Source organism: Dongia soli, from assembly GCF_034044715.1.
GTDB lineage: Bacteria > Pseudomonadota > Alphaproteobacteria > Dongiales > Dongiaceae > Dongia_B > Dongia_B soli.
In genome coordinates this window covers 410,248-426,401 of the sequence record NZ_JAXCLW010000001.1, presented here as the reverse complement: position 1 = coordinate 426,401, position 16,154 = coordinate 410,248, and the positions used below count along the sequence as shown (strand labels likewise).

Sequence of the window (16,154 nt, the reverse complement as noted above, 5' to 3'; positions counted from 1 at the left end):
ACTTACGTCATTTTCTGGCTACGCTCGTAACCGGCTGGATAGGTTCACCTGGCTTACCACTTGATCTTGAAGCCGCCGGAGATGTTGTGAACCGTCTGGTCGGCACTGACGAAGGCGTCGTAGTCCGCCATCATAGCCACAGCACCGGAGATATCCGACGTGAAGCCAGCGCCGACAAGTGCACCATTTCGCGCGCTGTCGATACCCTTGACGGTGAAATCGCTGCCGGTCAGGCCGGACAGTTCCGTACTGATGCTGGATTGCGTATCGAGGAACTCATGCATCCAGCGGGCCCGCAGTTCCGGCACGAAGAACGTATGCTCGCCGGTCTGGAACTGCTGCGAGATGCGCAAGCCGAGACCACTCTTCAGGCTGTTCATGGTCGAGGCATCGGCCGCCAGATCGGCACCGCCGGCGCCATGTTCCTTGAAACTATCCTGGCGCAGCCAGGTATATTGCAGCGAGGCCAGGGGCTGCAGCGAAGCCTCGCCCAGTCTCAGGACGTAACCCGCTTCGCCGTAAGCAAGATGCGGTTGCCGCTGTAATCGGATTTCGCATGATCCGTGGTAGCGCCCAATACGATATCGCGGTCCGCCTTGTTGCGCAGATAGCTGTAATTGACGATGCCGTCCACATAGAAGGAACCGGTATCGTAGCTGCTATAGAGGCCGATGTCGTAAGAATCGATCTTGGCATCGTCGCTGCTGTCGTCGAAATTGGCGGTCGTCCGGGAATAGCCGATACTGATGCCGCCTAGCAGGTTCTCGGTCAGGTGATGATCGTAGCCGGCGGCGATGCCACCGGTCGAATAATTGTAGCCTGCGGTATTTGAATCGCCGTCCTGACTGCCGAACGTGCCATAGCCGCGCAACCAGAAATCATTGCTGATGGCCGGATGAGCATTGCCCGAAGCATCTGCCACCGAGACCGGCAGGGCAGCCAGTTCACTGTCCAAATCGCTGCCGAGATTACGGGCGGCGAGTTGCAGCCCGGTGAAGGAATTGGCCAGCGAGGCCGTCTGCGGATTGCCAGAGCGTACCGTACCGATCCGGCCGCTGATCGCTTGGCCGAACTGGCCGGCGGTTTCCATCGAGACATTGGTCAAGGACGAATGCGATTCGCCGGTCAGGCTGTCCATGGCTTTGGATAGCGAATGTGCGTCGAGACCGTTCAGTGTAGCGAGTAGCGGTGCATCGACGCCGGCATCCGATGCTTTGTCGAGAGCATCAGCAACCTCCTGCTGGTTATGGCCGCCATCCGACAGGTCATCGAAGGTCACGCCGCTGAGTTCGGCCTGGACCTCGAGGCTGTTGTTGCCGTTCGGCGTCATCGTGAATTTCAGGCGCGGCGCACTGGAGGTAACATCGGCGAAATCGCCTGTGATACCGCCATCCGCGGCGACGATGGTATAAGTACCGCCAACCTTGACGCCGCCCGCGGTGGACAGGACGAGATGGCCGTCGAGATTGGCGGCGCCGGTGGTGTGCAGAAGATCGCTGTCACCGGCCGCACTGATGCGTGCTTTATAGGTGGCGCCGCTGTCGAAAGTCACATTGCCGTCGACATCGAGCGTAGAGCCCGCTGCCGTCGTGCCGCCCTGGCCGAAGCTGCCGCCGTCCTTGACGGTCAGATCGCCAGTGAGCGGGCCGGTCGCGACGAGGGTGGCCGTATCATCGACCGTCATACCGTTGCTGTAGCTCTGCGCGCCGTTCAGTGTCCAGGTGCCGCTTTTCGCTTCGAGCACTTCGAAATTGAGCGGTGCGTCGAAGGTACCGTTTCCGCCTTCGAGGATGACGGTATCGGTATCGTCGCCACCATCGACCGAGCCGACGATGCGTGAGCCGGCGATGATCTCGAGCGTGTCGTTGCCCCCGCCCATATCGATGGCCATGCCGCTGCCGGCAGTGATGAGCCCGCCATTGATAATGGTATCATCCAGGGAACCGACCAGCGTGATGCCATCTGTGCCGGCTTCGATCGTGCCGAGATTCGTAATCTTCGTCACGCCGAAAGCAGCACCGCCGTTGCTGTCATCGACGAACACGCCGCGCTGGGCGCTGCGGATGACGGCCCCGGCGGCATTGTAAAGGTTGCCGCCGCCGAAAGCGACGCCATCGGCGATATTGATGTCGGTGGGGTTTCCGTCATGAACGCCGGTGGCCCCTTTTGCTTCAATAAGTCCGTAGTTTTTGACAGTGACGTCATTGGCACCCATCTCGCCGTCAATATCGACGCCATCGCCATCGCCGTCTTCAGCACCTGCGATGAAGTTGCCGGAAATGGTGCCGTAATTGACGACCGTGCCGTTGCCGTCGACATTCACGCCCGAACCGTTGCGGCCGATAATCGTGCCGCCCTTCTCGTTGAGCGTATTGACTTGGGCACCGGTGACGCCGGCATGTAAACCGTCAATCACGCCGCCGCTTTTATTGATGACCGTGCCGCTGAAATCCTGGAAATCGACGGCATCGCTCGACTCGTTGATGTCGCTATTCGTTGCGGTGATATGACCGTAATTGGTGACCGTGGTGCTCTGTCCCGGACGGATGCCGTCGGCATTATTGGCCTGAATGATGCCGGTTGCGGTGTTGATGATGTTGATCGTGGTTGTGCCCGTACCTGCTCCGGTGCCGGCATCATTCGCTAGCGCATTGAAGTCAACGGCTTGGCCGAATTCCGAAATGATGGTGCCACGATTCTCCAGCGTGACGGTGCCGCCATTGACGTCGAAATCGATCCGGACGGCGTCATCGTCCGAATGGATCAGCCCGGTTGTGTCGTTCAGAATCGAAACGTTTCGTGTCTTGCCAACCGCATCATCATTGGAGATGTCGATGCCGCGGACATCCTGGTCTTCATTGATGGCGAGAATTTTACCCGCATTGGTCAGGTTCAGTGTGGCGGTGTCGCCAATGGCGATGGCATCGTTGCCGTCGGAGCTGATGACGCCGCCGGCCTTATTGGTGATGCTGACCGAGCCGTTGCTCTCGAGCAACGAGCCGAAATCGATCGCCTGGCCCGCATCTCCGCCGCCATTGGAGGCAATCGTGCCGCTGTTCACCAGCGTGATCATGCCTGCGATGTCGAACTTGATTCGGATCGAATCGTCGAAGCCGATAATCGAGCCGTTATTGGTGAGATCGATCGAATAATCCGCGCCGCCGCCGCTGGAGGTATCGAAAGCGCGATCGGTCTTGGACTGGATGGTCCCGTTATTGGTGAGGGTCACTTTTCCAGATGTGCCGTCATCCCAGGTGACTGCCGTCTCGCTGTCGCTGTCCGCGTCGACGGAGAGCGTGACGCCCTTGCCGACCGTTCCTGTTTCGTCGCCGGTGATCGTCTGGCTGGTGGTGGAATCCGTGGTCAGGGAAAAATCATCCGCCAGCGCCAATGAGGGCACGGCGATAATAAAGAGAGAAAGCGCAATTCGACTCGATGTTGAGAGAAGTTCAAGCATGCCCTACCTGCTTAAATTTTAGTTAAAAAGGTGGGGGAACATACAAAGTCCTAATTGCGGATTTATGTCGGATTCAAAGTATCTCTGTGCGCCTTAAAATGTGAGGTTTAGCTGTCGAGCAGGATTTAATACCCTGAAGGCGGAGGGATATAAGCGAATATTCATATAAAGGCCTACGGCCTGCGGCTTGGCGAAGCTGTGCGCGGGCCTTTCAGGATGCGGTCGGTTCGAGAAGACGCAGGCGATAACCAACGCCGGGCTCGGTCTGCAAATAGGCCGGTTGCTGCGGGTCGTCTTCCAGCTTCTGACGCAATTGCCGGACATAGACGCGGAGATATTCGACGTCGTTGCGATGGGCCTCACCCCAGACCGCTGTCAGGAGTTGCTGGTGGGTGATGACCTTGCCGGCATGCTCCGCCAGGAAACGCAGGAGATCGTATTCCCGCCGCGATAATCGCAGTTCATTGCCGCGCAATTTGACGCTGCGCTGGAGGAAGTCGATGCTCAGATCGCCGTTCTGAAAAACCGGTCCATGGCCCTGTTCCTGGAGACGGTGGCGCAAGGCCGCACGGATACGGGCCAGCATCTCCTCAACCCCGAAGGGCTTCGTTACATAATCGTCGGCACCGTTATCCAGTGCCACGACCTTGCCGGATTCGTCGTTGCGGACCGAGAGAACGATGATCGGCACGGAAGAGGTGGCGCGCAACTGCCGGATCACATCCAATCCATCGAGATCCGGAAGGCCAAGATCGAGGATCACCAGATCAGGTTTCATCTGGCGGTTCAGGGTCAATGCGTCGGCCCCCGTCTCCGCCTGTTCCACCGCGAAACCCGCCGCGATGAGCGAACTGCGGAGGAAACGGCGAATGGCCGGTTCGTCATCGACGATCAGAATACGTGTCTCGTTGCTCATCTGTCAGTTGGTCGATTTCGCTGCGTGATACGGTTAATTTGCCGGGGAAAGCGATGATGATACAAGCACCGCTCCGGTCCGGTCGATTCTCGGCGAATATCTGCCCGCCCATCGCCTCGACGAAACCGCGGCAGATCGCCAGGCCGAGGCCGGTTCCCGCCCGCCGGCGATCGCCCCCATGAACGCGAAAGAACTTATCGAAAATGCGCTCAAGATCCTGGGGCGGGATGCCTGGACCTTCATCCATGACCTGGATGCGCAGATTGTCGTCGCTCAGCTGCGCCCTTATGGTGATGGCGGTACCATGCGGCGCGTATTTCGCGGCGTTATCCAGCAGGTTGAACAAGACCTGGCCGAACAGGATGGAATCCAGGCGTAGCAGCGGCAAATCCGGCGCGATCTCGAGAACCAGGCGATGATGCGTCAATAGGCGTGACGCAGCCCTGGTCGCCGCAAAGATCGTGTCTTCCGGATCGACCGGCCCGTCCTTGGGCCGGAGCGAGCCGGATTCCAGTTTCGTCATATCGAGAATATTGCCGACGAAGCGATTGAGCCGTTCCGCTTCCTCCTGGATGGTCAACAGCAATTCGTCCCGGGTTTCGCCATCAAAGCTTTTGCCGAAGGAACGCAGGCTGGTAACCGACCCGATGATCGAGGAGAGGGGCGTGCGTAGATCGTGCGAGATCGAGGTGAGCAGCGCCGACCGCAGGCGTTCCGTCTCGGCGATCACCCGTGCCTGATCGATATCGGTCGCCAGATTGATGCGCTCGATGGCAATGGCGGCCTGATCGCTGATTGCATCCAGGAGCCGCCGTTCATCGGGCGTCAGCAGTGGACCAGCCTGTTCCCGGTCGATACCCATGACGCCGACCAGCCCACGTTCGGTCCGCAAGGGGAGGAACAGGCGGCGCGCGCCAGGCAGGGTTTCGGCATCGCGTCCGGCTGGCTTGCCCTGTGTCCAGGCCCAGGTGGCGGCCGCCAGATCGGCCTCGTTCAATTCATCCTCCGGCGGATATCCCGCGCGGACCTGCAGGACGCCTTCCTCCGGCAGGAGCAGGATGACATGCAGCTTCAACATCGACGCGATCTGGTGGGCCGTTGCCCAGAGCAAATCATCCATCTCGCCGATCGCCGCGATCTTGCGGCTGAAACCATATAGCGCCGCTGTTGAAGCAGCCCGTTGGCGCGAGGCTTTCACTTCCAACCGCACCCGGGCTGCGAGTTGGCTGATCAGCACGGCAACGATCAGGAAGAAGATGAGGGCGACAATATTCGACGGATCGGAAACCGTCAGCGTGAAGAGCGGGCGGAGGAAGAAAAAATTATAGGCAAGCGTGCTGAGCAGCGAGGCAAACAGCGAGGGCCACAGGCCATAGCGGATGGCGCTGAACAACACGGCTGCCAGGAAGACCATCGAGATATTCGGCAGGCTGATACGTTCATTGATCGGAAAACCGATCGCGACCACCAATGCCACCATCGCCGTGCTGACGAGATAGGGCGTGAAACTGACCACCGATGTAGCGGGTGCGACATTGGTCGCTCGACCACCCTCCGCCTTTTCAATGGTGCGATCCATCGCGCTCTCGCCGGTGACGACGTGAACGCCGATATTGCCGGAACGACGCACCAGGTCATGTACCACGGAACCATGCAGCATTTCGAACCAGCGCGAGCGCCGGGACTTGCCGATGATGATCTGGGTGACATTGTTTTGTCGCGCATAATCGATGAGGTCGCTGGCGATGTGCCGTCCAGGAATGGTGACAGCGCTGCCGCCAAGATGTTCGGCCAGCCGCAGTGCGCTTGCGATACGATCACGATCCGCTTCGGATAGCGATTGATGACGTGTCGTTTCAATATAGATCGCTTCCCATTTCGCCTGCATGCGATCGGCTGCGCGCCGTGCGTGGCGGACCAGGCTGAGCGAGCTCGGGTGCTCATTGATGCACACGACGATTCGCTCACCGGCTGCCCAGGGACCATGAATGGCATGGGCCTGCATATAGGACAGCATCTGCTCATCGACGCGCTGGGCCGTGCGACGAAGCGCCATCTCGCGTAAGGCGGTAAGATTGCCCTCGGAGAAGTAATGGGTGAGGGCTCGATCAGCGACATGGCGCGTATAGATCTTGCCCTCGTGCAGCCGCTGGATCAGGTCCTTCGGTGTGAGGTCGATGACCTCGACTTCATCTGCCTGGTCGATGACGTGATCCGGCAGTGTTTCGCGTACGCGGACATGAGTGATCTGGGCGACGACGTCGTTCAGGCTTTCCAGATGCTGAATGTTGAGCGTCGTATAGACGTCGATGCCAGCCGACAGGATTTCTTCAACATCCTGATACCTTTTGGCGTGGCGGCTGCCTGGAACGTTGGTATGGGCGAGCTCATCGACCAAGACCAATTTAGGTTTGCGGGCGAGAATGGCATCGAGGTCCATCTCGCTTAAGGTGCGGTCGCGATAGGGAATTGCCTTGCGCGGCAGGATTTCCAGGCCCTCAAGCAAGGCCTGGGTTTCCACCCGTCCATGCGTCTCGACAAGGCCGACGATGACATCGACGCCTTCACGCTGTTTTGCCTTGCCGGCCAACAGCATTTCATAGGTCTTGCCAACGCCCGGGGCGGCTCCAAGAAAAATCTTGAGCCGCCCCTGATGTCGTTCGGTGCTGGTGGCAAGAAGCGCGTCCGCCGAGGGGCGTCTCTCGGTCTCTTTATGAACCGGATCTGACATCAGAGACGGCTTTCATCTTGTATCGTCTTTACTTCGTCAGTAGCGCGTCTAACGCCAGATTGAGGGATAGCACGTTCACGCGTTTCTCGCCAAGGAAACCAAGTTGACGCCCTCGGACCTGGCTTTCCACCAGGTTCCGCACTTGCTCGGCCGGCAGCCCGCGAGCCTGTGCAACACGGTCGATCTGGTATTCGGCCGCCTCCGGTGTGATGTCGGGATCGAGGCCACTGCCGGAGGTTGTAACGAGATCGATCGGCACCGTTTTGTTGTTGGCCTTCCGCAGTTCGGCGACGCTGTTGCCGATACGATCGATCAGAGCCTTGGATGTCGGACCCAGATTGGAACCGCTGGAGGCTGACGCGTCATAGCCTTGGCCGGCCGCCGAGGGGCGGCCATGGAAGTAGCGTTCGCCGGCGAATGTCTGGCCGATCAGGCTGGACCCGATCACCTTGCCGTTTTTCTCGATCAGGCTGCCATTTGCCTGATCCGAAAAGGCGACCTGTGCGATGCCGGTCACCGCCCAGGGGTAGGCGATGCCCAACAAGGCAGTCATCACCACCAGCATCAGAATGGCGGGGCGTAATTGCGATAACATAACCGGTCTCCTTAGACCTAAAGCAGGTTAGACCAAATGCAGGGCCGAAACGACGATGTCGATGGCCTTGATGCCGATGAACGGAACGATGATGCCGCCGATGCCGTAGACCAGGATATTACGGCGCAACAAAGCGGCAGCACCGCGCGGGGCATAATGCACGCCGCGCAACGAAAGCGGGATCAGCGCAACGATGATCAAGGCGTTGAAGATGATCGCCGACAGGATGGCACTTTCCGACGAACGCAATCCCATGATGTTGAGCAGGCCTAGCTGCGGCAGGAAGGCCGCGAACATTGCCGGGATGATGGCGAAATACTTCGCCACGTCATTCGCGATCGAGAACGTGGTCAAGGCACCGCGTGTCATCAGCAATTGCTTGCCGATCATGACGATCTCAATCAGCTTGGTCGGGTTGCTGTCGAGATCCACCATGTTGCCGGCCTCGCGGGCGGCCTGCGTACCGGTCTGCATGGCGACGCCGACATCGGCCTGGGCCAAAGCCGGGGCGTCATTGGTACCGTCGCCGCACATGGCCACCAGTTTGCCCTTGGCCTGCTCGTCGCGGATTAACTTCAATTTGGTTTCCGGCGTGGCTTGGGCAAGGAAGTCGTCGACGCCCGCTTCCGCGGCAATCGCGGCGGCGGTCAGGGCATTGTCGCCGGTGATCATCACCGTGCGGATGCCCATGCGGCGCAGCTCGTTGAAGCGTTCGCGGATGCCGCCCTTGACCACGTCCTTCAGATGGACGACGCCCAGGATACGGTCATCCTTGGCGACGGCGAGGGGCGTACCGCCGGATTTCGCAATGGTCTCGACGATATTGGTCAGTTCCGCCTGCGGCGTGTACTGGCCGGGTTTCAGCTGGCGGACATAGTCGATTACCGAATCCACCGCACCCTTGCGGATGCTCGAGCCGTCGATATTGATGCCGCTCATCCGGGTCTGTGCCGTGAAGGGCACGAACTCGGCGTGAATCGGCGCCATGTCGCGGCCGCGCAGGCCATATTTTTCCTTGGCCAGGACCACGATCGAACGCCCTTCCGGGGTTTCGTCCGACAGCGAGGAAAGTTGCGCCGCGTCGGCCAGTTCCTGCTCGCTGACGCCGGGCAGGGGGATCAGCGCGGACGCAACACGGTTGCCCAGCGTGATGGTGCCGGTCTTGTCGAGCAACAGCGTGTCGACGTCGCCCGCCGCTTCGACCGCACGGCCCGAGGTGGCGAGCACGTTGAACTTCACCAGCCGGTCCATCCCGGCAATACCGATCGCCGATAGCAGCGCGCCGATCGTCGTTGGAATCAGGGTGACGAAGAGCGCGATCAGCACAATGATCGAGATACTGCCGCCGGCATAAGCGGCGAAGCTCGGGATGCTGGCCGTCGCCAGGATGAAGATCAAGGTCATGCCGGCAAGCAGGATGTTAAGCGCGATCTCGTTCGGCGTCTTCTGCCGCTTGGCGCCTTCGACCAGCTTGATCATGCGATCGAGGAAGGTCGAGCCTTGTGCCGCCGTGATCTTCATCTTGATCCAGTCGGAGAGCACGCGGGTGCCGCCGGTGACGGCCGAACGATCGCCGCCGCTCTCGCGGATCACCGGCGCGGATTCGCCGGTGATCGCCGATTCGTCCACCGAAGCAATGCCTTCGATCACCTCGCCGTCGCCGGGAATGAGATCGCCGGCTTCCACCAGGACGATATCGCCCGGACCAAGAGCCAGCGCTGAGACGGTCTCATAGCTGGTATCCCCCACTTGGCGCAATTTCTTCGCCATCGCCTTGCTGCGGGTCTTGCGCAAGGCATCCGCCTGGGCTTTGCCGCGGCCTTCGGCCACCGCTTCGGCGAAGTTGCCGAACAGCACAGTCAGCCACAGCCAGAAAACGATCTGGGCGGAGAACATTACGGATTTGCCGGCCGCCAGGTCGCGCAGGACCAGGATAGTGGCGCCCACGGCCACCACCTCCACCGCGAACATCACCGGGTTATGCACCATTTTACGCGGATCCAGCTTCACGAAGGAATCGCGGACCGCCGCTTTCAAGATCTCGCTATCAAGGATCGAGATCTGTTTCGCTTTCTGCGTCATAATTTACTCCAGAGATTTCCTGTCAGCCTGGCTCAGAACAATTGTCCGTTCAGCATCATCAGATGCTCGACCACCGGACCCAGAGCCAAGGCCGGGAAGTATGTCAAACCGACGACGATGACGATCACGCCCAGCAGCAACGCGATGAAGAGTAGACCGTGTGTGGGGAAGGTGCCGGCGCTGGGCGGGGTGAGCCGCTTCGCTGCCAGCGATCCGGCGATCGCCATGGCCGGGATGATGATGAAGAACCGGCCGACAAACATCGTGATGGCGCCTGTCGTATTGTAGAAAGGCGTGTTGCCGGTGATGCCGCCGAACGCGCTGCCGTTATTCGCCGCGCTGGAGGTGAAGAGATAGAAGATTTCTGAAAAGCCGTGCGGACCGGCATTCAGAATACTCTTCAAGGCGGAGGGCAGGATGGTCGCAGTGGCGGTGAAGCCAAGCACGACCAGCGGCACGCAGAGCAGTGCCAGCATCGCCATCTTGACTTCACGCGCTTCGATCTTCTTGCCGACATATTCCGGCGTGCGGCCCACCATCAGGCCAGCGATGAAGACGGCGATGATGGCAAAGATCAGCATGCCGTAAAGACCGGCGCCGACACCGCCGATGATCACCTCGCCGAGCAGCATGTTAATCAGCGGCACCATGCCGCCCAAAGCGGTGAAGCTGTCATGCATGGCATTGACCGCACCGCAGGAAGCTGCCGTAGTCACTGTGGCAAAGAGCGCCGAATTGGCGGTGCCGAAGCGGACTTCCTTGCCTTCCATATTGCCGCCGGCCTGCAGGCTGCCCGCGAGCTGATCGACCGGCAGGCTGCTATAAGCAGGGTTGCCCTGGGCTTCCGCCCAGTAGCAGAACAAAGCACCGACAACGAACAGAACCCCCATGACGGCAAAGATCGCCCAGCCCTGCCGCTGGTTGCCGACCATGCGGCCGAAGACATTGGTCAAGCCCGCGCCGATGGCGAAAATCAGGACCATCTGCAATAGGTTCGACAGAGCCGTCGGATTCTCGTAAGGATGCGCGGCATTGGCGTTGAAGAAACCGCCGCCATTGGTTCCGAACACCTTGATCGCGACTTGCGAGGCAACCGGCCCCTGGGCGATCGTCTGCTGGGCACCCTCAATGGTGGTGGCCTGGACGTAGTCGCTCATGTTCTGCGGCATGCCTTGCCAAACCAGGAACAACGCTGCGACGAAGCAGACCGGCAGCATGATATAGAGTGTGCAACGCGTCAGATCGACCCAGAAGTTGCCGACTGCCTGCGCCTGCTTGCGGGCGAAGCCGCGAATGAGGGCCACGGCCAAGGCCACGCCGGTGGCGCCGGAAACGAAGTTGTGCACCGTCAGGCCCGCCATCTGGCTGAAATAGCTGAGCGTGCTTTCGCCGCCGTAATTCTGCCAGTTGGTATTGGTCGTGAAGCTGATCGCCGTGTTGAAGGCGAGATCAGGTGCCATGCCGGCGAAGCCGCGAGGATTCCACGGCAGATAGGCCTGCAGCCGCAGGATCGCATAAAGCGAGGCGAAACAGGCCAGGTTGAAGAGCATCATGGCGACGCCATAGACCAGCCAATGCTGATCCTCTTTTTCGCGTACGCCACAGATCCGATAGATGAGCTTCTCCAGCGGCACAAGGACCGGTGAGAGGAAGGTGCGCTGTCCGTCGAAGACCTTGGTCATGTAACCGCCCAGCGGTTTGACCAGCGCAACGATCAGAACGCAGAAAACTGCGATCTGCAAAAGACCATTGATTGTCATGATAGATGTGCCTTCGCTTCAGAGCTTTTCCGGCCAGAGCATGGCAATGCCCATGTACACGATCAGGCCGACGGTGATGATGGCGCCGATGGCGATATCAAGTGTTGACATGGCTGCCTCCTCACACCCGCGCACAGGCGAAAAGATAGATGATGCCAAGCACAAAGAGGCCGATACCGGCCCCCAGGAAAATCACGTCCAACATGTTAACCCCGAATTCATAGCGCCGACCTGGTCGGCTTTAGCGACAACGCAATCGGTTGCGACTGACGCGTATGAAAGGGTCGTTAAGGGAGCATAAGAAAGCGAGAGGGTTCGATATAAAGGGACGTAAAGACGGTATAAAGAAATGCGGAGCGTTCCTGCTAAGGCATTGCAGGACAACAGAAGAGCCACCCGTCCGCAAAGCCGCCATGCGGATTCAGATAAGCGAATTTGATCGCTAAATCAGTTGCCGTAAGTGGCGAAGGGCATCCCCAGTTCGTCTTGCAGGACGGAAACCCCTAACCCGGCCTCGTCACCAATGGAGATTTTACCATCGCGCGTTTGAGGAATGCCGGTGCCGTTGGGGCGGGTTACCCAGTTATGAAAATCGACCGTATGCAGTCGCTGTCCCGCCGGCGTGGAAAGCGATAGGTGAATCATCGCGGCGGTGTCGATCTCGGCGCCACCGGTGTCTTCGACCGTGACGGCCAGGCCCAGCTCCACCGCCACATCCCGGATGCGGGCGGCGCGGGTGACGCCACCAACCCGGGCGATCTTGATGGTGATGCCGTCGACAACGCGATCATGATGCGCCTGGAGCAGCGCCAGCAAGCAATCGATCGATTCGTCGAGGATCAAGGGGCGGTCGCAATCCGGTCGCAGCGCACGGCAGGCATCATAGGTGGCGCAGGGCTGCTCCAGGTAATAATCGAGATCTCGCGTAGCCCGCAAGAAGCGGCGCGCCTGATGGGTTGACCAACCGCCATTGGCATCGGCGAACAGGGTGACATCGCCGCCCACGGCGGCGCGCACGGCCGCCATGCGCTCGATATCCTCATCCGGGTCGAGCCCGACCTTGACTTGCAGCCGGCGATAGCCTTCCGCCAGATATTTCCGCGCACGTTCGGCCATCCACTCGGGTGCGGCCTGAGGGATCGAGCGATAGAGATCGACGCTCTCGCCGAACCGCCCGCCCAGCATCTCGGCCAGCGGTTGTCCCGCGCTCTTCGCAAATGCATCCCAACAGGCCATGTCGATGGCGGATTTGGCGTAGGGATGCCCCTTGAGATGCAGGTCCATGCGCCGGTTTATCGCTGTGACCTGCCGTGGATCCTGCCCGATCAGCAGCGGTGCGATTTCGATAAAGCCGGCCCGTGCGGCAGCGGAAAAGGACGGATCGTAGAAGGCGCCCAGCGGCGCCATTTCGCCCCAGCCGGTAACGCCGCTATCGGTGTCGAGCCGGACAACCAGAGAATCGAAGCCTTCAGCGCTGCGGCCCCCGGAACAGGTATAGGTGCCGTCCCGGAAGGGCTGGTCGAGGCGGTAGGCTGACAGGCGACGGATACGCATCCCGAATTCCAAGTTAAGTGAGCGGTCGTCCACCCTAACATTGCTGCCCGGCCACGCGATAGGGGCCTATCTCAAACCTCGGCCCATTGTCGCAGCAGGTTATGATAGCAGCCGGTCAGCATGATGATGGACGGATGATCCGGGTGATCGCGGGTCAGCTGGCCGATCGACATATCGAGGTCGAACAGCAAGGCGCGTTGGCCGGTATCGCGAATCATGCTCTGCACCCAGAAGAAAGAGGCGAGGCGCGATCCCCGCGTCACCGGCATGACATGGTGCAGGCTGCTGGAAGGATAGACGATCATATCTCCCGCAGCGAGTTTGACGGCATGGCTGCCATAAGTGTCCTCGACCACCAATTCGCCGCCGTCGTAACTGTCGGGTTCGGAGAGGAACAAGGTTGCCGATACGTCGGTCCGCAGCCGCTGACGCAGCAGATTGCTGCTGCGGATCGCGTTGTCGACATGGGAATCGAATTTCATGGCGCTGTCATAGCGGTTGAACAGCGGTGGAAAAATCTGCTGCGGCAGGACCGCCGAAATGAAGAGCGGATTGCGTTCCAATGCCTGCAGGACGAGATCGCTCAGTTCCCGGGCTGCCGGGCTCTCTTCCGGCAATTGCAGATTCTGTTTTGCCTTGGCCGATTGATGTCCGGCGGTGACCTTCCCGTCCACCCAGTCGGCGGCATCGAAAACCCGCCGGCAATGGGCGACCTGCTCCGGCGTCAGCACCTGGGGAATCTGGACCATCATGGCGCGGTTCTCCTTTAAAAGGGGCCGCCCGGCTGCAAGCGCAACCGGGCGGGACTGAATGCCGGCAATCGGGCGGGAACAGTCGGTATCAGAAGCGGAGATGCGCCGTCAAACTGGCCGATCGACCCGCCGCCGGCACGGCCCGGGAACCGGCAGATTCGGCATAATAGAGCTCGTTGGTGAGGTTATAGACGTTCAACTGCACGCCCATATTCTCGTTCCAGTCATAGCTCGCCATGGCGTCGAACCGCCAGAAGGACGGCACTTTGTTGGTATTGTCCGCATTGGTGTAAACGCCGCTCTGGAACGTTGCGCCGCCACCGACAGTCAGGCCATCGATGATCTGATAGCTGGTCCAGAGCGAGAAGCTGTGCTCTGGCGTATTCGTCAGTTCGTTGCCCAGCTGGTCTTCATCGCTGGTCTTGCGGATCTTGGATTTCATGAAGGTGTAGTTGGCGAAGATCTGCCAATCCTCGGCGATGCGGCCGGTAATGCCGGCGGCGACGCCCTGGACCCGCTGCTTACCGTCGAGCACCTGCGGGCTGGTGGCGACATCCGGATCTTCCGCGACGCGAGCATTGGTCTTGTCGACCCGGAAGACCGAGGCATTCAAGCCAAGCCGGGCATCGAACAGATCGATCTTGCCGCCGATTTCGTAAACATTGTTTTTTTCCGGATCGAGATCGACCGTCCCGTCGCTCAGCGTGCCGAATTCCGACGAGGGATTGGCCGACGTGCCATACATCGCATAGACGCTGGAATTTTCCGACGGATGCAACACCAGGCCGCCGCGATAGCTGTAGATATTATCGGTCTGGCTGAGCGTCACACGCTCGCCCGTGCCGTGGTTGACACTGTGGAAATCCGTGCTGTACCGGTCCCAGCGGAAGCCGCCAAGAACTTCCACATACTCGCCGATCTTGACCTGATCGGAGATATAGAGGGCGACATCGGTCAACTTGGTGTCGTTGGCGGTTTTCGGCGCCTTGGTCGTGTCGAAGTCGTCGTTATGGCTAGGATCGGCGAGATTGGTATTCGGTGTTCCATTGATGTTGTGACGCCCCTGATCGCGATCTTCCCGGGACGCTTCCAATCCGGCGACCAGCGAGTGGCTTAGGAAGCCGGTATCGAAATTTGCCTGCAGATTGGTTTGATTGACCAAGCTCCAATAATCCGTCTCTGTTTGGAAACGCCGGCGCTGAACCTGGATGTCGTCGAGCGGCGTGCCCTTCGCTGGCGTACCAACGACGGAAGGCGGTGTCGGCCGGGAAAAGCGATCGACGCTGCTATATCGCAATGTGTTGGCCAGCTTGATCTCATCGGTGAGTTCATGCTCGATCCGCGCCGTCCCGACATGGGCGGCGACCCGGGTGGTATCGGAATCCTCGATGCCATAGAAATTGCTCCGTTTGACCGGCGCCGGCTTGCCCCACAGGAAGGGAACGCCGTAATCCGGGATGCTATCCTCGCCCTGATAAAGATAATCCAGGGTAATGGTCGTCTTCTCCGATGGAGCGATGCGGATCGATGGCGCAACACCCCAGCGGTTATCCTGCACCACATCGCGGTCGGGCACTTCCGAATACTGGCCCATGGCGTTCAGCCGGACCTGGAACTTCTCTGAGAATTCGTGATTGACGTCCAAGGTCAGCCGGCCCAGCGGGGTGGTGCCACCGGTCAGCGTGGTGTCGATGAAGGACCCTTCCTTCGCTTCTTTTGTCACCATGTTGATGGCGCCGCCGGTCGAGCCACGGCCGAACAGAATCGACGACGGTCCCATATAGACCTCGGTCGCTTCCGTATTGAACATGTCACGCGTATACCAACCATTGTCACGGACGCCGTCTCGAAAGATGTCGTTGCGCGCCGAAAAGCCGCGAATATTGATGGCATCGCCCTGGGTGCCGCCTTCACCTGCCTGGAAGGTGATGCCGGAGACGTTGCGCAGCGAATCCTTAAGTGTGGTGACGTTCTGTTCCTTCACGATCTCCTGTGGGATGACCACGATGGTTTGTGGCGTATCCAGCAGATCGGTTGGCAACCGGTCCAGCTTCGGACTGGTCGTCTTGTAATCGGTCGATTCCTCCTTGTTCTGGTCGGCATCGACCTGAACGGACGGTAGATTGATCTGGTTGTTGTTGGTCGCGGCCGGTGCGCTCTGCGCCGCAGCGCCGGTTGCGACCAGGACCGATGCAAGGCTGCCCGCCACCGGTGCCATGCCGCTGCGCATCAGACCGCGGATCCCACCCAGATTATCGGTTGAAGCAGAAACGCCCTTACCGGTTTTACTCAGTATCCCCATTTGCC

Annotated in this window: 9 protein-coding genes and 1 pseudogene; all 10 read right to left on the bottom strand. The window is 59.8% G+C overall.

All coding sequences use genetic code 11. The features are described 5' to 3' along the window. Positions 1-53 precede the first annotated feature (53 nt). The 10 genes and pseudogenes from SMD27_RS01900 to SMD27_RS01855 all read right to left on the bottom strand — a co-directional run bounded on the left by SMD27_RS01900 (position 54) and on the right by SMD27_RS01855 (position 16,149). Positions 54-1,090 (bottom strand): annotated as a pseudogene (locus SMD27_RS01900) (autotransporter outer membrane beta-barrel domain-containing protein). 2,578 nt (positions 1,091-3,668) lie between these two features. After that, complete coding sequence (locus tag SMD27_RS01895; protein ID WP_320506645.1) at positions 3,669-4,373, bottom strand: response regulator transcription factor; 705 nt, start codon at positions 4,371-4,373, stop codon at positions 3,669-3,671. After that, entirely contained in the window at positions 4,339-7,104 is a 2,766-nt protein-coding gene (locus SMD27_RS01890; RefSeq protein ID WP_320506644.1) for a sensor histidine kinase KdpD, read from the bottom strand. The genes SMD27_RS01895 and SMD27_RS01890 overlap by 35 nt, the downstream gene beginning before the upstream one ends. 28 nt (positions 7,105-7,132) lie before the next feature. Next, positions 7,133-7,699 carry a potassium-transporting ATPase subunit KdpC gene (gene kdpC, locus SMD27_RS01885; RefSeq protein ID WP_320506643.1) on the bottom strand — a complete coding sequence of 189 codons (567 nt, stop codon included), beginning with the start codon at positions 7,697-7,699 and terminating at the stop codon, positions 7,133-7,135. Positions 7,700-7,726: 27 nt separating this feature from the next. Next, the gene (gene kdpB / locus SMD27_RS01880) at positions 7,727-9,781 is read right to left on the bottom strand and encodes a potassium-transporting ATPase subunit KdpB (RefSeq protein WP_320506642.1); all 2,055 of its coding nucleotides are present in this window, start codon (positions 9,779-9,781) and stop codon (positions 7,727-7,729) included. Positions 9,782-9,813: 32 nt separating this feature from the next. Next, positions 9,814-11,541, bottom strand: coding sequence for a potassium-transporting ATPase subunit KdpA (gene kdpA, locus SMD27_RS01875; RefSeq protein ID WP_320506641.1), 1,728 nt, complete (start codon positions 11,539-11,541; stop codon positions 9,814-9,816). A gap of 18 nt (positions 11,542-11,559) precedes the next feature. Then, positions 11,560-11,652, bottom strand: a complete 93-nt coding sequence (locus tag SMD27_RS01870; RefSeq protein WP_320506640.1) for a potassium-transporting ATPase subunit F — start codon at positions 11,650-11,652, stop codon at positions 11,560-11,562. Positions 11,653-11,988: 336 nt separating this feature from the next. Next, positions 11,989-13,095, bottom strand: a complete 1,107-nt coding sequence (locus SMD27_RS01865) for a mandelate racemase/muconate lactonizing enzyme family protein (RefSeq protein WP_320506639.1) — start codon at positions 13,093-13,095, stop codon at positions 11,989-11,991. A gap of 71 nt (positions 13,096-13,166) precedes the next feature. Next, positions 13,167-13,847, bottom strand: a complete 681-nt coding sequence (locus SMD27_RS01860; RefSeq protein WP_320506638.1) for a Fe2+-dependent dioxygenase — start codon at positions 13,845-13,847, stop codon at positions 13,167-13,169. Between the two features lie 88 nt (positions 13,848-13,935). Continuing rightward, positions 13,936-16,149 carry a TonB-dependent receptor gene (locus SMD27_RS01855; RefSeq protein ID WP_320506637.1) on the bottom strand — a complete coding sequence of 738 codons (2,214 nt, stop codon included), beginning with the start codon at positions 16,147-16,149 and terminating at the stop codon, positions 13,936-13,938. Positions 16,150-16,154: the final 5 nt, after the last annotated feature.